Raw genomic sequence first — 24,168 nt, 5'->3', positions numbered from 1 at the left:
TACTAGGATTCGCGGGGTGGATGTCGATGCGTTCGTGCTCGCCCATCGACCGACCTGGAATCGGCTCGAGGAGCTGGTCAAGCGGCGTCGCAGGCTGACCGGCGCCGAGGTCGACGAGTTGGTCGAGCTCTACCAGCGGGTGTCGACTCATCTGTCGATGGTGCGAACGGCGTCGAGCGATTCGGTTCTGGTGGGCCGATTGTCGTCGCTGGTGGCGCGGGCCAGATCGGCCGTCACCAGCGCGCACGCATCGCTGTGGAGCGAGTTCATCCGGTTCTGGACGGTGTCTTTCCCGGTCGCCGCATACCGGTCGTGGCGGTGGTGGGTGGCGACCGCGGTGGTGTTCTTGACCGTCACGGTCGTCATTGCGATGTGGGTGGCGGGCAATCCGGGCGTGCAGGCGACCATCGGAACACCCGCCGAGATCGAGCATCTGGTCAACCACGAGGTCGCCGACTATTACAGCGAGAACCCCGCGGCCTCGTTCGCGCTGCAGGTATGGACGAACAACTCGCTGGTGGCGGCGCAGTGCATCGCGTTCGCATTGCTGCTCGGAATCCCCATCCCCTACATCCTCTTTCAGAACGCCGCCAACCTCGGGCTCATAGGCGGCCTGATGTTCGACGCAGGGAAGGGCGACATATTGCTCGGCCTCCTCACGCCGCACGGGCTGCTCGAGATGACCGCCGTCTTCCTTGCCGGCGCAGTGGGCATGCAGCTCGGCTGGACGGCGATCTCGCCCGGCAATCGCCCGCGCGGTCAGGCGCTCGCCGAGAAGGGCAGGGCGGTGGTGTCCGTGGCTGTCGGACTGGTCGCCGTGTTGCTCGTCTCCGGCCTGATCGAAGCGCTCGTCACGCCGTCGCCGCTGCCGACCGTCATGCGCATCGCGATCGGCGTGGCCGCCGAAATCGTCTTCCTTTATTACGTGATCCACTTCGGCCGCAAGGCCGTTGCGGCGGGTGAGACCGGTGACATCGACGACGCACCGGACGTGGTCCCGACCGGCTAAAATGTCGGGTCGCACTTCTCAACGCGGCTCGTCCCTCGCCGCTCGATCGTCGTGCGACTAAAGCCTGCCGCCTGCCTTCATCGCCAGATAGTGGTCGGCGAGCGCGGGCGCCAACTCCTCGGGAGGCGCGTCGACGACGTCGACCCCGTGGCGGCGCAGCCGCGACGCGATCGTGCGCCGGTCGTTGCGGGCCCGCTCGGCGGCCGCCGCGTCGTACACCTGCGCCGCATCGGCCCGGCCTGCGGCCAGGCGATCGACCCGGGGATCGGCGACCGCGGCCAGCAGCACCTGATGTCTGGCCGACAGCTGCGGCAACACCGCCATCAAACCTTCGTCGAGGGCCGACGCGTTCAGGTCCGTCATCAGCACCACCAACGCACGCCGCCGGACCCGGCGCTGCACGGCAGCCACGATCGCGGTGGCGTCCGACTCGACGAGGGCGGGCTCCAGCGGTGCCATCGCGTTGACAAGCTGCGCGAGCAGTTCGGTCCGGTTGGCGTTGAACACGCCTGCGCGGCTGACCCGGTCGTGGGCGAGGAAGTCGACGTGGTCGCCGGCCCGGGATGCCAGCGCCGCCAACAGCAGGGCAGCGTCCATCGACCAGTCCAGCCGCGGCCACCCGCCAGGATCGGCCCGCGTGGGATCGACGCCGACACGGCCCGCCGACGTGCGCCCGGTGTCCAGCACGATCACCACCCGGCGATCGCGTTCAGGGCGCCAGGTGCGCACCACGACATCGGCGCGGCGAGCCGTGGCGCGCCAGTCGATGGACCGCACGTCGTCACCGATGACGTATTCACGCAGCGAGTCGAATTCCGTTCCCTGGCCGCGGATAAGCACCGGAACCGCCCCGTCCAGCTCGCGAAGCTTCGCCAGCCGCGAGGGCAGATGCTTACGGGAGAGGAACGGCGGAAGGATGCGGATCTGCCACGGCACGCGGTGTGAGCTCTGCCTGCCCGCGAGCCCGAGCGGTCCGATCGCACGGGCGGTGATCAACGCTGACCGCTGATCACCCCTGCGCACGGGCCGCAGCCAGGTCTCGACGGTGCTCCGTTGGCCGGGAGCCAGTTTCACCGCGTGGGTACGGGGTTGCGCCCGGCCGCTCGGCGGCCACGCGTCGCGCATCTCGCCGCGGAAACGGCGCCTCCCGACGTTCTCGATCGCCAATCCCGCGGCGACCGGCTGCCCCAGCCGCGCTGCGGTATCCCCGAACCGGACGAACGACAGGCGACGCGTACTTGCGGCAAGCGCGATGTCGGCCGCCAACCCCAACGCCAGAAGAGCGAGCAAAACGACGAACGCCGCTGCGGGCCAGGGCGATAGCACGATCGGCAGCAAGCAGAGCACTGCCACCAGGCCGGCACGGCCGGTGACGACCACTATCGCGGCACCGGCACGGCAGCCAGAATGCCGTCGAGCACGCCGTCGGGGCTGGCGCCCTCCAATTCGGCTTCCGGCCGCAGCGCAACCCGGTGCCGCAGCGTCGGGCGCGCCATCGCCTTCACGTCGTCGGGTGTTACGTAGTTGCGGCCGGACAACCACGCCCACGACCGGGCGGTCGCGAGCAGGGCCGTCGCGCCGCGTGGTGACACGCCGAGCTGCAGCGACGGGGAATGCCTTGTCGCTCCGACGATGTCGACGATGTAACCGAGCACCTCGTCGGCGACCAGAACTCCGCGAACCGCGGCACGCCCCGCGGCCAACTCGGCCGCGCCGGCAACCGGCTGCACCGCGGAGAGGTCGCGCGGGTCGAAGCCGCGCGCATGCCGGTCGAGGATTGCGATCTCCTGATCCCGCGGGGGCAGCGGCACATTGAGCTTCAGAAGAAACCGGTCCAACTGCGCCTCCGGCAGCTGATAGGTGCCTTCGTATTCGATCGGGTTCTGGGTGGCGGCGACGATGAAAGGATCGGGCAGCGGGCGCGCTTCGCCCTCGACGCTGACCTGGCGTTCCTCCATCGCCTCGAGCAGCGCCGCCTGCGTCTTCGGCGGTGTTCGGTTTATCTCGTCGGCGAGCATCAGGTTGGTGAACACGGGACCGGGATGGAACTCGAACTCGGCGGTGCGGGCGTCGTACACCAACGAGCCCGTGACGTCACCGGGCATCAGGTCGGGAGTGAACTGCACGCGCTTGAACTCCAACTGCAGTGCCGCAGAGAGCGTTCGAACGAGCAGCGTCTTGGCGACGCCAGGCACGCCTTCGAGCAGCACGTGGCCGCGGCACAGCAGCGCGATGACCAGGCCACTGACGACGGCGTCCTGACCGACGACCACCTTGGCGATCTCGTTGCGCAGCGCGAGCAATGCGTTACGCGCTGACTCCGGCGTCGCCGTCGTTGCGGCTCCGTCGTTCGGGTCGGTGGCTTGAGGGTGGGCTACGGGCTGAGTCACGACTGTGCGACCTGCCTTTCGATGTCGTCGAGTGCGTTGGCAAGGTTTACCAGGTCGTTGTCGCCTGCGGGCGGCGGTCCGAACAGTAGGTGTCCCACCGCGCCTGCATCACGGCCGCATCGCTGCGCGACGGCAGCGACGACCGCGGCGTCGTCGGCATTGGGGCCGAGACCGAGGCGTGGCACGAGCCGCTGGAGCGTGGCGGTCCGAAGCGCATCGGCGGCACGGTCGCTCGCGCGCTGTGACCGGTAGAGCCGTCCGCGGCCCTCGACGGTCTCCGACGCGCGCACCACCACAGGCAGATGCTCGGCGACAAGAGGGCCAAGGCGCCGGCCCTTCCATACGGCGAGGAGCAGCACGACGAGGCACAGCTGCACGACCATCCACTTGACGTTGGGCGGGATGAGGTCGGAAAGCGTTGCTGCGCCCGAAGAGTCGCCCTCGGGATGTTGTGGTGCGTACCAGATGAGCCGCGGCTGTGTTCCGGCGAGGTTCATCGCCAATGCCGCGTTACCCTCTTTGAGCAGACCTGCGTTGGCCATGAAGTCGGCGCTGCCCACGACCGTGACGGTGCGGCCGGCGCTGCTGTAACGGACTACCGCGCCCTCGTAGCACTTCGTCACCGGCGCATCGTCCACCGCCTCGAAAGTGTCGCTGGCGCCGAATCGCACGTCGCCTGCGCGCTCGGCTTCCCGCAGATCGCAGTCGGGAGGGCCGCCCTGCGTTCCCCCCGCCGATCGACGCACTCCCGGCGCGAGGATCTCCCTTGTCCGCGATATCGGTTCCATCACCAGACGGTCGCCGGGCACCGCGGCCAGCCGGTGCAGCACATCGTCGTCGACAAGATCTCGGGTCTGTACCGTCAGCACCAACGAATCGGGCCTCGCCGCGCGTTCGACAGCGGCGATGTCCTCGGCGACCACAACGTCGACGCCACGGTCGCGAAGCATGCTGACGAGGGCGTGGGCGCCCTCGGAAGAGGTTGCGGCGGGGTCCATTCGGCCGCCCGGCCGGGGTGCCGTCAGGAGCGTGCTGACCGTGCCGACGACGCCGATGACGACAATCGCAAGTACCACCCAGCGGCCCGTACGCCAGCGCTGTCTGACTGTGGGCTCGACTGCGGTCGCAGTGCTGGTCATCGCACCGATGTCCAGCCCTCAGCCGGTGCGGGTGCCGCGGACGCGGCGGGCTTCGCCGGACCGCGTGACCGCAGATGGCCGTCCAGGTCGGCGATCATGCGGTACGCGGCCTCCGTGCCGGGGCGCTCACCATAGGTGACGTCGTTGAAAGCGATTGCGGCGCGTGATAATTCGCCGACAAGCTCAGGTGCCGCGACGCCTGCGTCAGTGGCGAGTTCGGTCGCCGTTCTGCCGGGAACCGCGTCGAGCACGCGGTCTTCTTCCAGCTGGCGGGCGACCGCTCTGAGGCGATGGCGGATCGCCGCTGTCCAGTTACCCTGCGTCGCATACTGCTCGGCGATGGCGCGGTGCTGCGCGGCCGTCAGCTCGTGCGAATCGAACAACGCGCGTTCGCCGCCGCGGTTGGTTCGCATGGTTCGGCGCGCTATCCGCACGGCGACAACGATCGCCACCGCGAGGATGATGAGCAGCACGGAGATCGTGAACCAGCCGCCAGGAAGTTGCGACCCCTCCTTGGCGATGCGGTAGAGCAGGTCCTGGAGCCAGTCGGTAAAGCGTTCGGTCAGAGATGCTTTGGGGTAGATCGGCTTGGCGAGCTCACGCTGGGCCGCGTCGTGCGCGGCATCCCGGTCGATGTCGAGGGCGGGCACGTCAATACTGCCGGGTGAGCCACAAGTGGTCGGTGGAGTCGGGCGGCGCCCCCGGCGCGGCGTACGCCGCGCCCGTCTGGAGTACCAGGTCGAACGCCTCGGCCCGCATCCGCCGGTCGGTGTAGAGCAGCACCACCGCGCCCGCGCTGAACGGCGCCGTGATGATCTGCCCGACAGCTCCACCGATGGCCACGAGCACCAGTGCGATCAGGGTCGTCGTAGTGGACTCCCCACCGAGCAGCAGGAGTTGGCCGCCCAAGCTGAAGGGTATCGACACCGCGACCGCCACGACGCCCGCAACGAGCGTGGCCAGCAGCCGGATCCCGAGCACGCGCCAGAAGTCACCCTTCACCAGCCTGATCGACCGTTTGATTGCCGGGAAGACGCCGAGGCGCTCCAGCACGATCAGCGGGGCGGCGAAACTCAGCACCGTCCAGAGGTAGATCAGCAGCGCAATCAAGCCGATTACCAGCGGAAATGCCACGATGAACGCGGCTACGCCGCTGACCGAAGCCAGGACTGCGATGACGAAGACGACGACGAACACGGGAACGGCCACGGCGAGAAGCCACAACAGGGTGTAGCCGATGAGGGGCAGGAATCGTCCGCGTACCCGCTGCCATGCTTCCCCGATTGTGATGCTCGCACCGAACACCGCCCGGCCGATGATGACCGTCAGCATGCCGCTGAGCACGATGCCGGACAGCAGCGTGGTGATCGCGCTGGCGAGCCCCGACGCTGATGAACCGAGTTCCGCGGCGGTGGAGGCGTCCTCACCGCGCAACGCACCGAGCTCTCCCATCGCGGCCAACGGCCCGATTTGCAGAACCAAACCGATGAGTTGAGCGATCACCACGACGACGGTCGTCAGCCCGAGCGTCGCCTTCGGGTTGGTCCGGATATAGGAGAACGCTCCGTTGAGGATGTCGGTCAAAGCCAACGGCCGCAGCGGGATGACGCCGGGGTTGATTGCGTGCGGCACCGGCGGGAGGGCGCCGTAGGCAGGCGGCGGATAGCCGGGATAGCCGGGGGGTGGGTACGCCTGATACCCGGGCGGCGGGTAGCCCTGATACCCGGGCGGCGGGTACGCCTGATACCCGGGCGGCGGGTAGCCCTGATACCCGGGCGGCGGGTATCCGGGGTTGCTCATGGCCACCATCCTGTCGATCACCGGGAAGATTGACAATGTGACCGGCGGCGCACGGCCGGCGCTACGGTGACCGAATGGCCACCGAAATCACCGTGCGAGGGACGTTCAGTACATTCCAGGCGCCCGAACGCGCAACCGTGCACGCGACCATCGCCTTCGCGGGGCCGGCTATGGAACCCGTCTACGACCGCGTGGCGCGCGACCTGGAGTCGGTGAAGGCGACCGTCACCCCGTTGAAGACCGGTGACCACGGCCCGGTGACGTGGTGGTCGGCCGAACAACTGCGGACGTGGTCGAACCGGCCGTGGAACAAGGACGGGATCCAACTTCCGCTGGTTCATCATGCGAGCGTCGGGGTCGAGGTGAAATTTCGCGACTTCGCGTCGCTGTCGCGATGGGTCGGCAGTCACGTCGCGAACACGCAGGGGTTCCGGATATCCCACATCGAGTGGGCACTGACGTCGAAACGACGCAAGGAATTGCAGCGCCAGGCCCGCATCAGGGCCGTCGAGCACGCGGTCGCCAAGGCGCGCGAGTACGCCGAGGCGCTCGGTCTCGGCACGATCCGCCCACTCGCCATCGCCGATGCCGGCATGTTGGGCGCATTTCATCCCGAGAGCGGCGGAGGTCCGGCCTTCATGCGGGTGGCAGCCGCATCGGGCGGCGAGTCCGACATCGAGCTGATACCCGAGGACATCGAGGTGTCGGCCGCTGTCGACGCGCGGTTCGTCGGCGAGGACGATCGGCAGACGGCGTAGGTTTGCACACATGGCGGAACTCAAGGACCGGCTGCGTACAGATCTGACGGCATCCATGAAGTCGCAGGACAAACTGCGCACCGCAACGCTGCGGATGCTGCTGTCTGCCATTCAGGCTGAGGAGGTCTCGGGCAAGGAGTCGCGCGAACTGTCCGACGCCGATGTGCTGAAAGTACTGGCGAGGGAAGCCAAGAAGCGCGGCGAATCGGCGGAGATCTACACGCAGAACGGCCGCGGTGAGCTCGCGGCCAACGAGCACGCCGAAGCCCGCATCATCGACGAGTATCTGCCGACGCCGCTGACCGAGGCGGAACTGGCCGACGTGGTCGACACAGCTATCGCCGAGGTCGCCGAGAAGAACGGTGAAGCACCCGGCATGAGGCAGATGGGCCAGGTGATGAAGGCCGCGACCGCGATCGCGGGCGGCAAGGCCGACGGAGCGCGACTTTCGGCGGTGGTCAAAGCCCGGCTGTAGCCGTTTCGGCGTCGACCACCCGGGTAACCCGGTGTCATGACGCGTTTTGGTTACACCCTGATGACCGAGCAGAGCGGCCCGAAAGACCTTGTCCGCTATGCCGTTTCGGCGGAGCGCGCCGGATTCGACTTCGAAGTGTCCAGCGACCATTATTTCCCGTGGCTGGCAGCACAGGGCCACGCGCCGTACGCGTGGACGGTGCTCGGCGCGGTAGCGCACGCCACCGAACGCGTGGAGCTGATGACGTACGTCACCTGTCCGACTTTTCGCTACCACCCCGCCGTCGTAGCGCAGAAGGCCGCCACTCTGCAGATTCTGGCCGACGGCCGGTTCACCCTCGGTGTCGGCAGCGGCGAGAACCTCAACGAGCACGTCGTGGGACAGCGGTGGCCGACGGTCGCGCGCAGGCACGAGATGCTCAGGGAAGCGATTCAGATCATCCGCGAACTGTGGACGGGTGAACTCGTGGACTGGAAAGGCGAGCACTTCGAGGTCGACTCCGCCAGGATATGGGACGTGCCGGAGATCCCTGTCCCGATCGCGGCGGCGGTCTCCGGAGATCGGTCGGTCGAGACCTTTGCACCGTTGGCCGATCACCTGATCGCCGTCGAGCCGAACAAGGACCTGGTCGATTCCTGGCACGACGCGCGCCGGGCAACCGGCCTGCCGGGCGGCGTCCGTGTGATCGGCCAGATACCGATCTGCTGGGATCCCGATCGCGACGCCGCAGTCGCGCGCGCCCATGAACAATTCCGGTGGTTCGCAGGCGGCTGGGCGGTGAACTCCGATCTGCCGACGACGGCCGGGTTCGACGGAGCGACGCAGTTCGTCAAGCCCGACGATGTGGCGCAGTCCATTCCGTGCGGACCGGATCTGGACGCGATCGTCGAGGCCGTCAGCAAGTACTGGGAAGCCGGCTTCACCGATATCGCGCTGGTTCAGGTTGGCGGCGGCGCGCAGGAGCTCTTCTTTAAGGAGGCGGCCGAGCCGCTGCTCGAGAAGCTGCGCAGGGCTGCATAGCCGACTTGTTTGGCGCCGCCAAACGCGGGTACTCGCGGCGATCTGCTCAACATCGACAGCCCGGAGGCGCATATGTTCGTCCACAACAAAGACCTTCAATTCGAAGTACGCGTGGAGAAGCCGGATCCGCGGTTCGCCTCCTTGCTGATGGAGCAATTCGGTGGTGCCAATGGCGAACTGACGGCGGCGCTGCAGTACTTCATTCAAGCATTCGTACTTCGCCAGAAGAATCCCAAGATGTATGACCTGTTCATGGATATCGCGACGGAGGAACTCAGTCACCTCGAAATGGTGGGTGCCACCATCACCATGCTGCTCGACGGATTGAATGACGACTTGAAGATGGCCAACGAGCGGTGCGACTGGATGCCGGCCGTGGCGAACGCAGACGACCGTGAGCAAGCCATCCACCAGGTCGCGGTGAACCCTCTGTTCTTCGTGCTGAGCGGCGGGGGGCCGGATGCCAAGGATTCGGCCGGTAACAACTGGACAGGTGCCTTCATCGACGCGAACGGAGACCCGACAGTCGATCTGCGAAACAATCTTGCGGCGGAGTCGCGTGCCAAGGTTGTGTACGAGTACCTCAAGCAGTTCACTGATGATCCTGGCGTCCAAGACACGTTGACCTTTTTGATGACCAGGGAAATAGCTCACTATCAGCAGTTCACCGCCGCACTCAACGAGTTGCCGGTGAACTTCCCGCCCGGCCAGCTTCCTGGTGACGACCGGTTCCAGAACGTCGCATTCAACATGTCCAATGGCGGCGGCCGGTCGGTGCGTGGGCCGTGGAACCAGGGGCAGGGCCCGTGGCCGGAGGGCATGAAATGGAAGTACGTGAACAAGCCTGAGGAAGAGTGGCTTGGCACCAAGCTCCGAGAGAACAAGGGTGCCAAGCAGAACCCAGCCGGCGAGCCGTCCGTAAAGGGCGGGAAGCCATTTACCCACGAACAGCACACGCCGACAACGTAATCGTGCGTGATAGAAGGCCGGCGCCGTAACAGGCGCCGGCCTTCTTCATGTCATCACTTCACTTGCGGGTCCGGGGGATTGTCCGATTCCCGACCACTGACGATGTCACGGGCGTGATCTAGCATCGCAGCGCCAGTGCCCATCGTCTTCTGCACCGTTGCATTGGGCGGGGTGTCCGGATGCGGCCGGGTGGGCGCGACCTTCTTTGCCACTTCGAGCTTCTCGCCGATCTTCTCTCGTTCCGCTTGCTCGACCGCGGCTTCGAACACCGGCCAAACCACCTCCTGCTCATAGAGGATGTGTTCGCGGCCGAGCTTGACGAATTCCTGAAGAGCGTCGTGGTAGTCGGCGTCGCCTGGCTTGCCGTCCTCGAGTCGCTGCAGCAGTTTCTTCCCAGCTTGCTCCTGAGCGATCGCTTCGTCGGCAAGCGCGTCACCGTTTTCCAGCGCCTTGCGTACTGCCGGCCAGAAGAACTGCTCTTCGATGGCCTCATGCTGGGACTCGGCGATGATCAGATTGGTCACCATGGTCTCCAAGCCGCTCTCCTGGGCGCCGGAGCCAGACGGTGCGCCGTCGAGCACTTCAAGCATGCCGAGCACGCTCTTGTGGTCCTCTCGCAAGAACGTCAAAGCGTCCATGTCGTTGCCTTCCGCTGGATTGAGGGTGCGCAGCACATACCCCCGGCGATGCGGTTGAAACGACACCGTCCCGGGTAGCTCCGGAAGGGACGAAGGAGGGTGTCATGACTCGCGGAAGCGGAATCTACGATGACGAGAAGGGCGACGACAAGAAGGGCGGCAGGCCCGGTCCGACCGACCAGGGTGACGACGGCGGTATGGCTACTCGGGAGAACGCGCCTGACGTCGCAGAGGGCGGCGAAGAACCGACAGCGTGACGCCTACTCGGCGTCGCGGCCTTGGCGGCTGCGTCGGTAGGCGGCGCGGCGGAAGTCGGTCAGCCACTGCGGCAGAGGGTGTACGGCCGGGTCGGTGTTGATAACCGGATCGAACGCGATGTCCTGCATGTGCGGGCGGTGGAGGGCCAGGCGTGCCAGCGGCAGGAATTCTCCGGTGCCGGCCGCCTGCTCGATCACGAATTCGACGCCAGTCGAACGAAGATGACTCCGAATGGCATCGAGCGGAAGTCCGGGCACCTCGATTGCCGTCGTGAGGCGGGCACGGATCCACCACACGCCGCCCTCGTGGCCGAACGGCATCAGGCTGGAGAACACTGTGCCCGTCCATGTGACTGCCGGTGCCAGCAGCAGACGCCCCCGCACGGTCGATGCCAGCAGCACGTCCCAGGGAGTCGACCCGTCGGGCTGCATCCGCCACGCCAGGCCCGCGATGTCGGGGACCGCTCCCGGTAGGCCGATCGCCTTCGACACCCGACCGATCACGTCGCCGGACGTCATCGGCAGACCCTCGCCGGGCGGGGCGAGCCGTTCGAGGGTGCCTTCGGCGAGCACGCCGACGGGATGAAACAGCCGACGGTTGCGAACAGCGGAGCCCAGGCGCACCGGCAGCGCGGCGATATCGGAAATCTGCACGGTTCCTGTTTGCCCCGCCGTCGCCTGAGCAAACCCGTAGCCCTGGTTTAACAAAGTCGATATCGGGCATTAATTCAAGGCCTGACCACTATCGATCACGTTCGAAAGGCCGAAGTTGACCACTGCTTACAACGACTGGGACGAAGCAGTCGTCGCCGACGGTGTCTACCCGCCTCAGGAAGACTCTCAGCTGCTCATCGAAGTCATGGACAAGACGGGGCTGGCATGCGGGCGCCGCGTCGCGGATCTGTGCACGGGCAGCGGAGTCGTCGCCGTCGCGGCAGCCGAGCAGGGTGCGGCGCAGGTGGCGGCGTTCGACATCAGCCCACGCGCAGTGCGTTTCGCGCGCCAGCAGGTGCTGGCAGCGGGCGTCGATGTAAATGTGCATCTCGGCTCATGGGCGCGCGCGGCAGAGTTCGGTCCGTACGACCTCGTTGTCTGCAATCCGCCCTACGTCCCGCACGACCCGAACATCGACGAACCCGATGTGCCGTCGCACGTCGGACCGGCACAAGCCTGGGACGCCGGGTACGACGGACGAATGGTGCTCGACCCGCTGTGCGCGTCCATGCGGAGCCTGCTCGCCGACGGGGGCACGATGCTGTTGGTGCAATCCGAGTTCGCCGAGCCCCGCAAGACGTTGGCTGCACTCGCAAGTTGCGGACTGGACGCCGAAATCCTTGCCTGGGAGTGGATTCCGTTCGGGCCGGTGTTATCAGCACGCGCGCAGTGGCTGGAAGACACGGGACGGCTCGAGGCGGGTCGCCGCGAGGAGGAGCTGGTCGTCATCAGAGCGGACAAAGCATGAGCGATCCCGATGTTCGCACCGTGCGGGTTGTTCCGTCCGGCCCCGTCATGGTGCAGGGCCCGGTACGCATCGAGATGCCCGACGGCAGCGTCGTCGAATCGGATCGTTTCATGGTGGCGATCTGCGCGTGCAAGCGCTCGAAGAACTACCCACTGTGCGACACGAGCCACCGCAAGCGTCAGCGCAGCGCGCCTCCGTCAGCTCAGCGGCCTGCGTAGCGACGACCGTCCCTCCGCCCAGCACCCCAACATGTGAGCGGCCAGACGTTCCTCCACCAGATCCTTCGCCCTGATCCCGAACACGACATCGCTGTCGAGGTGGGGCTCGTTGGTGACCATGTCGCCGACGACGTCGGTACGGACGATCTGCTCGTGCACGGCGTCGGCCTCGATGTGTTCGGCGTAGAAGCGCACACATGGCTCGGGCGCACCCATCCGGCGCAGCGCGTCGACGATCCGGCGGGAACCCGGCGACGAGGTGATCTCGGTCGAAGCGAAGTCGCCGATCGCGGCGCCCCGTAGGTCGCGGTGCAAGCCGAACATCGACATCAGGTTCACCACGGCAAGCGACTCGGCGGGAACGGCGTCGAGGTACGCCAGGTACGAAGAGTCCAGATCGGCGGCATCCATCAGGTCGGCGAACAGCTGCTGATGCACCCGGCTGCCGTGGCCGCCACCGAACTCGTCGAACTCGATCGCGACAAACGAGGCCTTGGCCTGGCCCGTCAACCGCGGGATCGCGAACGCGTGGGGATCTCCCTCTTTGAGGTGATACAGCGAGCGGTGCACGAAGTACTCCCGCATCTGGTCCCATGTGCCGTTGTCGCGCAGGAAATACGACGGGCCCGTGCCGTCGGCTGGCTCGACGCACAGCGCGTCCATCTCCGCCGAGGCGCGCTCAGCGGTGTCGATGTCGCCGACGTCGCGCCGCACCGCATCGAGGAACACATCCTCGAGCTGGCCGCGGACCGCGAGAAGGACCGGATTCCACTCCCAGCGCGGATCAACCCCGGCGAACCCGCGGTAGTGCAGCTCGTAGCAGACGTAGAGCGCCAGATGCAGGTCGAGTCCGTAGGGATCCGCCTCGCTGATCGGCACCGCGACAGGGGTGAACGAGCGCTGCGGCGGGCGGCAGGCCAGCAGACCGAGGACGGTCGACGACAGCGGCCCTGCGGCCCACGGCAGGGCAGGTTCGAGTCTGGGTGATGCCAACGTCACGCTGTTGATGATTCCCGATTCGTAGCGCATCAAACAATCAGAATGAGGCGCCTCTCGGCTTGATGACGCGGACGTGCGCTGCCCACAATCCGTCGGCGACTTGTGAGCCGTGCGAGGGCGACGCTATCGGCGCGGTCAACAATGGTCCGGGATTGTCGCTGGGTAGGCGTGTACGAGTGCAGACGACAGCTTCGGGACAGCGTGCGTCAGGGTGTGCTCGGCTTCGTGGGCGATGCGGTGCGCGTCGGTGAGGCTCGTGGCCGGGTCGATGTCGAGCTCGGCGTCGGCGTGTAGGCGGTGGCCGATCCAGCGCATCTTCACGCTGCGGACATCGGTGACGCCGGGTTCGGCGGCCAGTGCAGCTTCGGCGGTGTCGACGAGGGCGGGGTCAACGCCGTCCATGAGGCGACGGAAGATGTCGCGAACTGCAGTGCGCAGGACGGCGAGGATGGCCACAGTGATGAGCAGTCCGATGAGTGGGTCGGCCAGGGGGATGCCCAAGGCGGCGCCAGCGGCTCCGAACAGGACGGCCAGCGATGTGAATCCGTCGGTGCGAGCGTGTAATCCGTCGGCGACGAGGGCGGCTGAGCCGATGCGACGCCCGACGCGGATGCGGTAGATGGCGACGAGTTCGTTGCCGATGAAACCGACCAGTCCGGCTGCGGCTACCCAGCCGACATGCTCGATGGGGACCGGATTGATGAGACGGCGGATTGATTCGATGCCGGCAATGATGGCCGACAGGGTGATCATCGCGATCACGAACAGTCCCGCGATGTCTTCGGCACGACCGAAGCCGTAGGTGTAGCGCCGGGTGGCGGCCTTGGTGCCGAGCGCGAAGGCAACCCACAACGGGATGGCGGTCAAGGCGTCGGAGAAGTTGTGGATGGTGTCTGCCAGTAGCGCCACCGATCCTGAGATGAGCACGATCACCAACTGAGCAATCGAGGTGACACCGAGGGCGAGCAGACTGATCTTCACCGCCCGGATACCAGCCGCACTGGACTCCAGTGCGCCGTCGATGCTGTCGGAGGCGTCATGGCTATGCGGGGCGAACACCTCCCGCAGCGCGGCACCGACCTTGCCGGCGCGCCCGCCGTGGCTGTGTCCGTGACCGTGGTCGTGACTGTGGCCCGCGGCGCGGTGGTGTCCGTCTGCTGGGGTGTCGGGGTGCGCCTCGTGGGTCACGCTCCGCGGCCCTTCGGTCGGGCCGCGGTTGGCTTGGCGTCGATGGTGTCGGGGTGCAGGGTCGCGAGTTCGGCGGTGTCGCGATGATGGCCGGGCACACCCGGTCCCGCGTGCTCCGCGTTGAAGACCGCGTCGGTGACCAGTTGCCCGATGTGGTCGTTGTCGAGGCTGTAGAAGATGGTGGTGCCGTCGCGGCGGGTGCGCACAAGCCGCGCCATCCTCAGCTTCGCCAGGTGCTGAGAAACCGAGGGGGCGGGCTTCCCGATATGGGTCGCCAAGTCATTCACCGACATCTCTCGGCTCACAAGTGCCCACAGCACCTGGACACGCGTGGCATCGGCCAGCATCCGAAATACTTCGACGACCAGGTCGACCTGGTCGTCGGAGAGCCGTCGATTCCAAGTTCCCCTATCTGCATTCATACGCAGATAATAGGTGACCTTGACATGTGAGGGCAACACGCCGGCTGATGCGTGCTCGCGCGTAGCGTCGGCACCAGCGCAGTTTCGAAGCGTGCGCATGTGTCAGCGAAGGGTGACGGCGGTGCGATGGTCGAAACGGCTGCTGGCTGGGGCGGCGTTGACCACCACCGTCGTGGGGTGCAGCACGTCGCCGCAGCAGTCGGCTGAGTTACCGCTGCGACAGGTATCAGAGATGGCACTCAGTGGTGGTCCCATTCGGTTCGACTACACCGCACTGGATGACGAGCGGGGTCGGCTATTCATCGCGCATATGGGTGCCGGTGAACTTATCGACGTTGATGTGCGGGCGCACGCTGTGGTGCGGACGGACGGTGCCGAATCTGCCTGACGTCCATGGCGTGATCGTGGTTCCGGACAAGCATCGGGTCTATGCGACCGCGACCGGAGACAACCAGTTGGTCGCTATCGATGAAGACTCCGGTCAAGTCGTGTTCCGCGCCCCCACAGACACCTATGCAGACGGACTGGCCTACGACCCGGTCAGGCGCGCGGTATGGACGACTAACGAGAGTGCGGGCACCGAAACGGTGATCGACGCCGAAAGCGGCGCAGTACGCGCCACCGTTCCACTGGGCGGTGAGGTGGGAAACGTCGTCTACGACCCGTATACCGACCGGATGGTGGTCGCAGTGCAAGGCCGCAACGAGTTGGCCGTCATCGATCCCGTCAGTTTCGCTGTGACGGAACGCATTCCCACACCAGGCTGCGAGCACCCGCACGGGCAGGCTCTCGATGTCACCGGCCAGGTGATGTTTGTCGGATGTGAAGCCAACGCCACCATGGTCACAGTTGACCTGGCCAACCGAAATGTCGTTGATCATCACGGAGTAGGCGAAACGCCCGACGTGCTGGCGTTTCGATTCCGGCGCCAACCGGGTCTACGTCGCTGCGGAAAGCGGTTGGGTCAGCATCTTCGATCAGGACCACGGCCACCTTACGGCTCGTGGCTCTGCTTTCCTCGCGGACGGGGCGCACTCACTGGCTCTCGACCCCACGACGCACCACGCCTTCATTCCGATCCCCAAGGACCGCAACGGCTCACCCGTCCTGCGGGAGTACGAACCCACCTGAGGTGCCCGCTTCGCTCCCCGATTGGCTAATCGGCATATCCGCTTCTGCGAGAATGCGATTGATCGTTGCACGGCTTACGCCAAGGGTGGCGGCGATTGTTGTGGCCGACTACCGGTAGCGTGCATCCGCTGTGCGAGCGCGGCTTCGATCCGTCTAGCGCCTTGGGGCGACCGTTCAACCACTCTGGATGGACACCCTCAAATCTCGAGTTTCGAGATGGTCGGATAGGGGTCTGCGCTAACCCAGCGTTTCGGCTGGACCCAAAAGGGTAGAGCACTGCCGGGGGTCGCGAGTACATGGCTGGGACGACCTGTCGCCCTAGCTCGGCGGTTAAAGGAATGCCGTGAACGAGCGATTCGAAGTTGTTGTGCCGGAGTTCCTCCCTGTCGCGGCTGCGGTCGTCGTGATTTGGTGGAGTTGCGCAATCGGTGCGGCTATCTGTGCCCCAAAGGGGCGCTCAGTGCAATTTGCGGTTGTGACGCTGCTATTCCTCGGGCCGCTCGGAGTCGGATTCGCGGCGGCGGCAGGTCGCCCGCGCGAGCGTCGTGCACCGCATGGGCGGATCACGGTCGTATGCCCGCGTTGTGATGCGCGACAGCACGTCTTGAATGAGGATACGAACTTCGAGTGTTGGCGATGTTATGACCGGTACATGCTTGAGCGAGGACCGTTTGGGCGCAAGATTGAGGTGGGCCGCCTCAGTGTGGGCAGCGGACCCCGCATTTCGCCTATGGGTTCAGGGTGGCAACCTCAGCTAGTGGAGACGTCATGGCGCAACAGAGGCGAATGGGTGGACACTGAAACGGCGTGACGTGCAGTTAGCGCCGAATGGGAGCGGACCGATAACGCTTCGGCGGGGTAGGGGCGATAATCAAGGCATGAACCGAATGACAGCAGCTTTGGCCGCTGGCGCGGTCACTCTCAGCGCATTGTTCGTTGGCGCTACGGCTGCTGCAGGGGCGGCAGCGGCGGATCCGTGGAAATGCGAGTCTGGCAATAACTGCTTCTGGAATCCTGGTACCCCCGGCCCGGGATGGGGAGAGCTCCCCGGCTGGGGCAATGTACCCAATTGGCAAAACGCTGTGCCCTGGGGTCATTTGCCTGAGGGCTGGCACTAGCACGCTCCGGTTCCGGTGACTTACCAGAGTCGCTGGGTTTACGCCGAAGTGATGCAGGCTACGTTATGGCAATGTCCGGGCAAGAAATGCTCGCGGCCCGCTACGAGCTCCGAGGGGTCCTCGGGTGTGGCGGCATGGCGGAAGTCCGCGACGGCTGGGACACCCGGCTCAACCGGCCTGTCGCGATAAAGCTGCTGCATCCCGCACTCAACGTTCAGCCCGACATACGTCGGCGTTTCGAGGACGAGGCGCGTTCCGCAGCCGCGCTGAGCCATCCCAACATCGTCAGCGTGTACGACTGCGGAGACGACGACGGCAAGCCGTTCATCATCATGGAACGCCTCCCCGGAGATACCCTGCACGACCACATCGCGCAAGGGCCGCTTCCGCCACAGCGCGTGCAGCGGGTCCTCGACGATATGCTCGCCGCGCTTACCGTGGCCCACTCCGCTGGGGTACTGCATCGCGACATCAAACCGGCCAACGTCTTGGTGTCATCGGACGGCACCACCATGAAGGTCGCCGACTTCGGTATCGCGAAGACCGCCGGCGCAGCGCAGACGATGACCGGACAGATCATCGGGACGATGGCCTACATGAGCCCTGAGCGCATCGCCGGGGCACCGGCGTCCGTCGCTGACGACCTTTACGCCGTCGGCGTCGTGGGTTACGAGGCGCTGACCGGGCTTCGAGCGTTCCCGCAAGACAACCCAGCGAGCCTCGCCCATGCTGTCATGAATGCTCCGCCGCCCAGTGTGGCCGCAGCCCGCCCTGACATCGACCCGCTGCTGGCTGGGGTGATTGACCGGGCGATGACGCCCGACAAGCAGCAACGGTTCCTCAGCGCCGAGCAGATGCGAGCTGCGCTGGCAGGCGACCGTAGCGCGCTCTTCGCCGGTGCCGCTCCGGCAGCAGCGCCGCGCCCAGCGACCAAAATCCTCGAACAGCCAGTGCCCATCGGTGGACCAGGCACGTTCGTATCGCCGTACGCAGACTTCTATGTGCCTCCCCGCCGAAGGCGCTCGCTCAGCCGCAACCAGAAATTGCTCGCAGCGGCAGGCGCGCTGTTCGCCTTGCTTGTGAGCGGCCTTGCCCTCGCGACCGACCCGTCATCGTCGTCTCGCGTCACCGAACCGGTCAGCGCAAGCACACCGGTTAGCACGCCCCCACCTCCGCCTCCGCCGCCGTCGGTTGCTCCGGTGCTCGAGCAACCCGAAGCGCCGAAGGACGAGAAGAAAGACGAAGAGAAGAAAGAAGAAAAGAAGAAAGAAGAGGGGGGCGGTAACGGAAACGAAGGCGGCGGTAACGGAAACGAGGGCAACCAAGGCGGCGGGGACAAGAAGCGCGAGTAAGAAGTCTTGCCGCAACGATGACCCGACGCGTATTCAATCCCGCTCGCGACTCGCTCGGTGACGACATCCCGCGAAACACGCCCTCGCCGACGTACTCGACCACGCTCGTGCAACCGCTCTCGAAGTGCCGTCGCTGATCACCGCGAGTTAGACCGCAGTCAGTCACATCGATCGACCAGCAACAAAAACGTACCCGGTACGCAAGCGGACCCGACCGGGACTATCCGAATCAGGGCCACTGCCAGACCTTACGCGAGTCGGGGTGGCGGGATTCGAACCCACGACCTCTTCGTCCCGAACGAAGCGCGCTACCAAGCTGCGCCACACCCCGCGTGAAGCCACGACAGCGTATCGCACCCGCCAGGTTCGCCGCCAAATCGATAACGACCCCGGGGCGGGCGCCGCGTCACGATTCAGCGATGCAGGTCACGCCACGCCGAGGGATGGATCTGAACTGTCGGTGTTGTTATGCACAATGACGGCAGTGAGCCGCTTATCGGCAGATCGGATGAGGCGAGGCGCGAGATGACCGGGTTGGGAGCGTCCATCTACATTGGTTTCTTCGTCTTGGCCGCGCTGTGGCTCTTCCTCACCTCCGACGGCCCCCTCATTCGGGACGACGATGCTCACGGCCAGCAGCCGGATCGCTCGAATTCCACGAGCACCTCGGCCGCCGCTGACGTGTCAAGCCCGGCGCTGTCCAGCCACTGGTCGCTGAAGTAGGTGTCGGTATAGCGGTCACCGCTGTCGGCGATCAGCGTGACGACAGAACCGCTGCGCCCCTCGGCGACCATCTCGGCGAGCAGGCGAAACGCGCCCCAGAGGTTGGTGCCCGTCGACGGCCCGACGCGACGCCCCAATACCAGGCTGACGTGGCGTGACGCCGCGATCGATGCGGCGTCGGGCACGGTCAGCATTCGATCGACCACATCGGGCAGAAACGACGGCTCGACACGTGGCCTCCCGATCCCCTCGATCCGCGACGACATACCGGTGACGACGTCGCCGCGGCCCTGGGCGTATGCGGGGAAGAACGCCGAATTTTCCGGGTCGACGACGCACAGCCGGGTGGCGAAGCGGCGGTACCGAATGAAGCGGCCGATGGTCGCACTGGTTCCGCCGGTGCCGGCACCGACGACGATCCACTCCGGGATCGGATGGGCCTCGTGGCCCATTTGCACATAGATCGATTCGGCGATGTTGTTGTTGCCGCGCCAGTCGGTGGCCCGCTCGGCGTTGGTGAACTGGTCGAGGTAGTGCCCGCCGGTCTCCTCGGCCAACCGCTCTGCCTCGGCGTACACCTGTGAGGACTCTGCGACGAAATGGCAACGGCCACCTTGCGATTCGATCAGCTTGATCTTCGATGCGCTCGTCGACGCTGGCATCACCGCGATGAACGGCAGACCGAGCAGTGCAGCGAAGTACGCCTCGGACACCGCTGTGGAACCCGACGACGCCTCGATCACGGTGGTGGTCTCGCCGATCCATCCGTTGCACAGCGCGTAGAGGAACAGTGACCGCGCGAGCCGGTGTTTGAGGCTGCCGGTGATGTGGGTGGATTCGTCCTTCAGGTACAGCTCGATGTCGATGCCGTCGCACCAGGCGGACGGGAGAGGATAGCGAAGCAAATGCGTGTCGGCGCTGCGCCTGGCGTCAGCCTCGATCAGCCGGACGGCGTTGTCCGCCCACTCGCGTGGCCGGCTACGAGTCGCGCTCGTCGGCGCGTCAGTCACCGCACCGAAGCGGTCGGATGGGACTGCCCCACCCGAGTCCCGGCGTCACGCCCCCCGGTCGGGGCCGCCACGAGGGTCAGCAGCGTCGCCTCCGGCCTGCAACAGAACCGCAGCGGAGCGAAGGGCGATGTGCCGATGCCCGCCGAGACGTGCAACGCCGTGTTGGCGCCCCAGCGCGAGGCGCCCTTGGCGCGCGACCGGTCGAGATCGCAGTTGGTGACGACGGCGCCGTAGAACGGCAGGCAGAGCTGGCCGCCGTGGGTGTGACCCGCCATCACCAGCTGGTAGCCGTCGGAGGCGAAGCGGTCGAGCACCCGTGGTTCGGGCGAATGAGTGATGCCGAGCCGAAGGTTGGCGGTCGGATCGGCGGGCCCCGCGATGGTCTCGTAGCGGTCGCGCTTGAGGTGCGGGTCGTCGACGCCCGCGGCGGCGATCCGCAGCCCGGCCACCTCGACGTCGCGGCGCGTGTGGGTCATGTCGAGCCAGCCGCGCTCGGTGAACGCGGCCCGCAGGTCCTGCCACGGCAGCGGTTCCCCGTGCGCCCGATGCGACGGCTTGGTCAGGTAGTTGGCCGGGTTCTTCAGCCGAGGTGCGAAGTAGTCATTGCTGCCGAACACGAAAATGCCCGGCACCGAGAGCAGGTCACCCAGCGTCTGCACGACGGCGGGCACCGCCTTCGGGTGGGCCAGGTTGTCACCGGTGTTGACCACCAGATCGGGCTGCAGCCCCGCCAGCTCGCGCAGCCACGCCTGCTTTCGCCGCTGGTTCGGCCGCATGTGAATGTCGCTGATGTGCAGCACCCGCAGCGGCGTGGAGCCCGGGGTCAGCACCGGCATGGTGATCTCGCGCGTCACGAACGCATTGCGCTCGATGATCGACGCGTAGCCGATACCGGCCGCGAGTGTGCCTGCGGCCACTGCAGCGGATTTCTTCAGGGTGGAAGCGGCGGGCATGCTTGGCAGCCTACTGCCAAGCGCCGTCTAGGGAGGTGGCGGCGGCGCCGGGGGCGGCGGCCCGAGCACCGGAACCGTGATCGGCGGCAGGCCCGGTATCTCGACGACCGTCGAGCCCGCGACCGGCGGCAGACCCGGAATGCCCGCCGGCGGGGGCGGCGGCGCAGGCGGAATGCCGTTGCTGACCTGGAGGGTGATGATCGAGCCCGGCACTGTCGCCCCCGAAGGGGAGGTACCGACAACCGCGCCTGCCGACGAGGCGCTGTTGACTGAGCTGGTCTGATCGGCGACCTGGAAGCCGGCCTCTCTCAGCCGCGTCCGCGCCAGGTCCTGGTTCATGCCTGCGACACTCGGCACCCGCGATCCAGCTGCCCCGTCCACGAACCGCGGATCCGTCGGGGGCAGCGAGACCGGACCGAAGTTGTTGGCGATCGGCTTCATCGCGGTGAACCACGTGCGAGCGGGTTCGTTGCCGCCGAACAGGTTTCCCGAGCCGCACTGGCGCAGCGGGAACGAGCACAGCTCACCCGGTTCGGTGGAGTCGTCGTAGATGTAGTTGGCGGCCGCCAGGGTGTTGGTGAAGCCGAGGAAGCTCGAGGAGCGGTGCGCTTCGCTGGTGCCCGTCTTGCCGGACATCGGCAGATCCCAGCCGACAGATCCGGCTGAACCAGCAGCCGTTCCTGCGCCCTTGTCGTCTTTGCTCAGCGCGTTGGACAGCGTGTTGGCCAGCCCTTCGGGAACCACCTGCTCACAGGTTTCGGTTGTCACCGACACCTCGGTGCCGGACCGGTCGAAGACCTGGTCGATCGGGTCGGGCGGGCACCACACGCCGCCGGACGCCAGGGTCGCTGCGACGTTGGACAGCTCGAGGGCGTTGACCTCGATCGGGCCGAGTGTGAACGAGCCGAGGTTCTGTCGTTTGACGAAGTCGGCGAGGCTTTCGTTGCTCTCCGGGTCGTAGTCGCGGGCGGTTCCGGGCAGTGCGTAGGAGCGCAGACCGAGCTTGACCGCCATATCCACCGTGCGCTGCACCCCGATCTGAGAGATGAGCTTGGCGAACGCTGTGTTAGGCGAGGTGGCCAGCGCATCGGTCACGTTCATCGCGCCGCGATAGCCCCCTGCGTTCTTGACGCACCAGGTCGCGGCCGGACAGCCTGGCGTTTCACTGCTGCCAAGTCCCTTGGCGTTGAACTGACCAGGCACGTCGAGCTGCGCATTGATGCCAAGGCCCATGTCCATCGCCGCGGCCACGGTGAACACCTTGAAGACCGAGCCGGCACCATCGCCGACGAGTGAAAACGGTTGCGGCTGCATGGTTTCGCCCGCATCGAGGTTCAGGCCGTATGTCCGGTTGCTGGCCATTGCCAGCACAGCGTGGTTGTCCTTGCCCGGCCTGATCACGCTCATCACGCTTGCTATACCCGAGATGTCCGGGGCCGCGATGCCGTCGATCGCGCCCTTCACCGGCGCCTGCACATCAGGGTCGAGCGTCGTCTTGATCAGGTAGCCGCCTCGGGCCACCTGCTCCTTGCTGATCCCTGCGCGCGCGAGATAGTCCAGCACGTAGTCGCAGAAGAACGCGCGGTCGCCGGCCGCGATGCAGCCGCGCGGTAGCTCCTGCGGTTGCGGCAGGATGCCGAGCGGCTCCTGCTTGGCCGCGCGCAGCGCGTCGGCCTCCTGCGGCATGTTCTCGATCATGGTGTCGAGAACGACGTTGCGCCGTTCCAGCGCGCCGTCGGGATTCGTGTAGGGGTTCAGTGTGCTGGTCGACTGCACCATCCCCGCCAGCAGCGCGGACTGCTGCCAGTTCAACGCCGAGGCGTCGATACCGAAGTAGGTCTGTGCGGCATCCTGAACGCCGAAGGCGTTATTGCCGAAAGAGACCAGGTTCAGATAACGGGTCAGGATGTCCGGCTTGGTGAAGGTCTTGTCCAGCGTCAGCGCCATGCGGATCTCGCGGAGTTTGCGGGCCGGGGTGGTCTCGACGGCGGCGCGCTTCTCGGCGTCGGTCTGCGCGATCACCAACAGTTGGTAGTTCTTGACGTACTGCTGCTCGATGGTGGAGCCGCCGCGGGTGTCCAGATTGCCCGACATGTAGCCCGAAAGGCCCGTCAGGGTGCCCTGCCAATCCACACCGTTGTGCTCGGCAAACCGTTTGTCCTCGATCGAGACAATGGCCAGCTTCATGGTGTTCGCAATCTGGTCACCCGGTACCTCGAACCGGCGCTGCGAATACAGCCACGCGATGACGTTGCCCTTGGCGTCCACCATCGTCGACACCCCGGGCACCTCGCCCTCGACGAGCTGGGCCGAACCGTTAGCAACCACATCCGAGGCCCGGTTCGACATCAGGCCGAACCCGCCGACGACCGGAAACATCATTCCGGCGGCGACGACGCTGGCCAGCAGGCAACACCACGCCAGCTTGATTACCGTGACCGTGGCCGGCGGTCGATTCGTCGGGCGCTCCGGCATGCCCTACAGAGTAGCCAGATAGGCGCCCGGTCTCGCTCCGCGCACCTAAGATTCCCAGCATAAACGGGATCACGGTCCAGATTGCGAAGCTCCCCGTCGGCGAGTCTGGACGGTTGTCCCAAAAAAGGGGCAAACAAACTGTTGCGTAAATAGCGTGTGACCACCTAGCTTGTACCTACAGTGCGATTCAGGTAACAAAGACCTGCGCAATGTGGCGTAGATCGCATCAGCGTTCTACACCGAGGGACTGAGCCGTCAAGTAACGGCGGCTGGACTTAAGGGGAAACGCTGGTGTCGAGCACAAGGCCAGTTGCGCGCAGGACAACTACTACCTCTCTTCCCACCAGTTCGGTCCAGGGCGCCGAGGCCGAGGCCCGTATCGCGTGGGTTTCCCAAGCTCGTTGCCGGCAGGCCGACCCCGACGAATTGTTCGTCCGCGGTGCGGCGCAGCGCAAAGCCGCCGTCATCTGCAGGCACTGCCCGGTGATCCTCGAGTGCGGCGCCGATGCCCTCGACAACCGGGTGGAGTTCGGCGTCTGGGGCGGGATGACCGAGCGTCAGCGTCGCGCACTGCTCAAGCAGCACCCCGAAGTCGTTTCCTGGGCTGACTTCTTCGCCGCCCAACGCAAACATCGCAGCGCCGTCTAAGTTTCCTGAGCCGC

Annotated in this window: 24 protein-coding genes and 1 tRNA gene; 11 read left to right on the top strand and 14 right to left on the bottom strand. The window is 66.0% G+C overall.

Going from position 1 to position 24,168, the window contains the following annotated elements; genetic code table 11:
- Positions 1-16: 16 nt before the first annotated feature.
- Positions 17-1,009: a stage II sporulation protein M gene (locus C6A82_RS24610; RefSeq protein WP_105348293.1), complete on the top strand. Its 993-nt coding sequence runs from the start codon at positions 17-19 to the stop codon at positions 1,007-1,009.
- Positions 1,010-1,066: 57 nt separating this feature from the next.
- Here C6A82_RS24610 and C6A82_RS24605 read toward each other — a convergent pair whose 3' ends face one another.
- The 5 genes from C6A82_RS24605 to C6A82_RS24585 are packed head-to-tail and all read right to left on the bottom strand — an operon-like array spanning position 1,067 to position 6,347.
- Positions 1,067-2,389, bottom strand: a complete 1,323-nt coding sequence (locus tag C6A82_RS24605) for a DUF58 domain-containing protein (RefSeq protein WP_311101522.1) — start codon at positions 2,387-2,389, stop codon at positions 1,067-1,069.
- Entirely contained in the window at positions 2,389-3,399 is a 1,011-nt protein-coding gene (locus C6A82_RS24600) for an AAA family ATPase (protein ID WP_396836665.1), read from the bottom strand. Before C6A82_RS24600 ends, C6A82_RS24605 begins: the two co-directional genes overlap by 1 nt.
- Positions 3,396-4,538: a DUF4350 domain-containing protein gene (locus C6A82_RS24595; protein WP_105345411.1), complete on the bottom strand. Its 1,143-nt coding sequence runs from the start codon at positions 4,536-4,538 to the stop codon at positions 3,396-3,398. The genes C6A82_RS24600 and C6A82_RS24595 overlap by 4 nt, the downstream gene beginning before the upstream one ends.
- Positions 4,535-5,188, bottom strand: a complete 654-nt coding sequence (locus C6A82_RS24590) for a DUF4129 domain-containing protein (protein WP_105345412.1) — start codon at positions 5,186-5,188, stop codon at positions 4,535-4,537. The genes C6A82_RS24595 and C6A82_RS24590 overlap by 4 nt, the downstream gene beginning before the upstream one ends.
- A 1-nt stretch (position 5,189) precedes the next feature.
- Complete coding sequence (locus C6A82_RS24585; RefSeq protein ID WP_105345413.1) at positions 5,190-6,347, bottom strand: glycerophosphoryl diester phosphodiesterase membrane domain-containing protein; 1,158 nt, start codon at positions 6,345-6,347, stop codon at positions 5,190-5,192.
- Between the two features lie 65 nt (positions 6,348-6,412).
- On the opposite strand from C6A82_RS24585, the gene C6A82_RS24580 reads away from it, so the two are divergent.
- The 4 genes from C6A82_RS24580 to C6A82_RS24565 all read left to right on the top strand — a co-directional run bounded on the left by C6A82_RS24580 (position 6,413) and on the right by C6A82_RS24565 (position 9,560).
- Positions 6,413-7,096 carry an SIMPL domain-containing protein gene (locus C6A82_RS24580; RefSeq protein ID WP_105345414.1) on the top strand — a complete coding sequence of 228 codons (684 nt, stop codon included), beginning with the start codon at positions 6,413-6,415 and terminating at the stop codon, positions 7,094-7,096.
- Positions 7,097-7,106: 10 nt separating this feature from the next.
- Positions 7,107-7,571, top strand: coding sequence for a GatB/YqeY domain-containing protein (locus C6A82_RS24575; protein WP_105345415.1), 465 nt, complete (start codon positions 7,107-7,109; stop codon positions 7,569-7,571).
- Positions 7,572-7,607: 36 nt separating this feature from the next.
- Positions 7,608-8,591: an LLM class F420-dependent oxidoreductase gene (locus C6A82_RS24570; protein ID WP_105345416.1), complete on the top strand. Its 984-nt coding sequence runs from the start codon at positions 7,608-7,610 to the stop codon at positions 8,589-8,591.
- Between the two features lie 72 nt (positions 8,592-8,663).
- Positions 8,664-9,560: a manganese catalase family protein gene (locus C6A82_RS24565; RefSeq protein WP_105345417.1), complete on the top strand. Its 897-nt coding sequence runs from the start codon at positions 8,664-8,666 to the stop codon at positions 9,558-9,560.
- Between the two features lie 53 nt (positions 9,561-9,613).
- On the opposite strand, the gene C6A82_RS24560 is transcribed toward C6A82_RS24565, so the two are convergent.
- The gene (locus tag C6A82_RS24560; RefSeq protein ID WP_105345427.1) at positions 9,614-10,198 is read right to left on the bottom strand and encodes a hemerythrin domain-containing protein; all 585 of its coding nucleotides are present in this window, start codon (positions 10,196-10,198) and stop codon (positions 9,614-9,616) included.
- 104 nt (positions 10,199-10,302) lie between these two features.
- Here C6A82_RS24560 and C6A82_RS24555 point away from each other — a divergent pair, with 104 nt between their 5' ends.
- The gene (locus C6A82_RS24555; RefSeq protein WP_199193781.1) at positions 10,303-10,455 is read left to right on the top strand and encodes a hypothetical protein; all 153 of its coding nucleotides are present in this window, start codon (positions 10,303-10,305) and stop codon (positions 10,453-10,455) included.
- Positions 10,456-10,458: 3 nt separating this feature from the next.
- Here the strand turns inward: C6A82_RS24555 and C6A82_RS24550 are convergent, their stop codons facing one another.
- The gene (locus C6A82_RS24550) at positions 10,459-11,109 is read right to left on the bottom strand and encodes a phosphodiesterase (protein ID WP_105345418.1); all 651 of its coding nucleotides are present in this window, start codon (positions 11,107-11,109) and stop codon (positions 10,459-10,461) included.
- Positions 11,110-11,224: 115 nt separating this feature from the next.
- Between C6A82_RS24550 and C6A82_RS24545 the strand changes: the two genes are divergently transcribed.
- Positions 11,225-11,917, top strand: a complete 693-nt coding sequence (locus tag C6A82_RS24545) for a HemK2/MTQ2 family protein methyltransferase (RefSeq protein ID WP_105345419.1) — start codon at positions 11,225-11,227, stop codon at positions 11,915-11,917.
- A complete protein-coding gene (locus C6A82_RS24540) occupies positions 11,914-12,135 on the top strand; it encodes a CDGSH iron-sulfur domain-containing protein (RefSeq protein ID WP_105345420.1) in 222 nt (73 codons plus the stop codon). Before C6A82_RS24545 ends, C6A82_RS24540 begins: the two co-directional genes overlap by 4 nt.
- On the opposite strand, the gene C6A82_RS24535 is transcribed toward C6A82_RS24540, so the two are convergent.
- The 3 genes from C6A82_RS24535 to C6A82_RS24525 all read right to left on the bottom strand — a co-directional run bounded on the left by C6A82_RS24535 (position 12,115) and on the right by C6A82_RS24525 (position 14,744).
- Complete coding sequence (locus C6A82_RS24535; RefSeq protein WP_396836838.1) at positions 12,115-13,134, bottom strand: iron-containing redox enzyme family protein; 1,020 nt, start codon at positions 13,132-13,134, stop codon at positions 12,115-12,117. The two genes, C6A82_RS24540 and C6A82_RS24535, sit on opposite strands and share 21 nt — an antisense overlap.
- A gap of 135 nt (positions 13,135-13,269) precedes the next feature.
- The gene (locus C6A82_RS24530) at positions 13,270-14,202 is read right to left on the bottom strand and encodes a cation diffusion facilitator family transporter (protein WP_199193782.1); all 933 of its coding nucleotides are present in this window, start codon (positions 14,200-14,202) and stop codon (positions 13,270-13,272) included.
- 116 nt (positions 14,203-14,318) lie between these two features.
- Positions 14,319-14,744 (bottom strand): metalloregulator ArsR/SmtB family transcription factor, encoded by a 426-nt coding sequence (locus tag C6A82_RS24525; RefSeq protein WP_105345428.1) that lies wholly within the window; start codon positions 14,742-14,744, stop codon positions 14,319-14,321.
- 278 nt (positions 14,745-15,022) lie between these two features.
- Here C6A82_RS24525 and C6A82_RS24520 point away from each other — a divergent pair, with 278 nt between their 5' ends.
- Together C6A82_RS24520 and C6A82_RS24515 are read left to right on the top strand one after the other, a co-directional pair.
- Positions 15,023-15,904 (top strand): YncE family protein, encoded by an 882-nt coding sequence (locus tag C6A82_RS24520; protein WP_233216933.1) that lies wholly within the window; start codon positions 15,023-15,025, stop codon positions 15,902-15,904.
- A gap of 1,160 nt (positions 15,905-17,064) precedes the next feature.
- Complete coding sequence (locus C6A82_RS24515; protein ID WP_105345430.1) at positions 17,065-18,345, top strand: serine/threonine-protein kinase; 1,281 nt, start codon at positions 17,065-17,067, stop codon at positions 18,343-18,345.
- 257 nt (positions 18,346-18,602) lie between these two features.
- Here the strand turns inward: C6A82_RS24515 and C6A82_RS24510 are convergent.
- The 4 genes from C6A82_RS24510 to ponA2 all read right to left on the bottom strand — a co-directional run bounded on the left by C6A82_RS24510 (position 18,603) and on the right by ponA2 (position 23,506).
- Positions 18,603-18,676 (bottom strand) — tRNA-Pro (locus C6A82_RS24510).
- A 295-nt stretch (positions 18,677-18,971) separates the two neighbouring features.
- Positions 18,972-20,078 carry a PLP-dependent cysteine synthase family protein gene (locus tag C6A82_RS24505; RefSeq protein ID WP_105345423.1) on the bottom strand — a complete coding sequence of 369 codons (1,107 nt, stop codon included), beginning with the start codon at positions 20,076-20,078 and terminating at the stop codon, positions 18,972-18,974.
- Positions 20,075-21,031, bottom strand: coding sequence for a metallophosphoesterase (locus tag C6A82_RS24500; protein WP_105345424.1), 957 nt, complete (start codon positions 21,029-21,031; stop codon positions 20,075-20,077). Before C6A82_RS24500 ends, C6A82_RS24505 begins: the two co-directional genes overlap by 4 nt.
- A gap of 27 nt (positions 21,032-21,058) precedes the next feature.
- Positions 21,059-23,506, bottom strand: a complete 2,448-nt coding sequence (gene ponA2, locus C6A82_RS24495; protein WP_311101521.1) for a transglycosylase/D,D-transpeptidase PonA2 — start codon at positions 23,504-23,506, stop codon at positions 21,059-21,061.
- A gap of 291 nt (positions 23,507-23,797) precedes the next feature.
- Between ponA2 and C6A82_RS24490 the strand changes: the two genes are divergently transcribed.
- Positions 23,798-24,154 carry a WhiB family transcriptional regulator gene (locus tag C6A82_RS24490; RefSeq protein WP_105341867.1) on the top strand — a complete coding sequence of 119 codons (357 nt, stop codon included), beginning with the start codon at positions 23,798-23,800 and terminating at the stop codon, positions 24,152-24,154.
- Positions 24,155-24,168 lie beyond the last annotated feature (14 nt).

It is taken from the genome of Mycobacterium sp. ITM-2016-00318 (genome assembly GCF_002968285.2).
GTDB lineage: Bacteria > Actinomycetota > Actinomycetes > Mycobacteriales > Mycobacteriaceae > Mycobacterium.
This window is presented reverse-complemented; position numbering and strand designations above follow the sequence as displayed.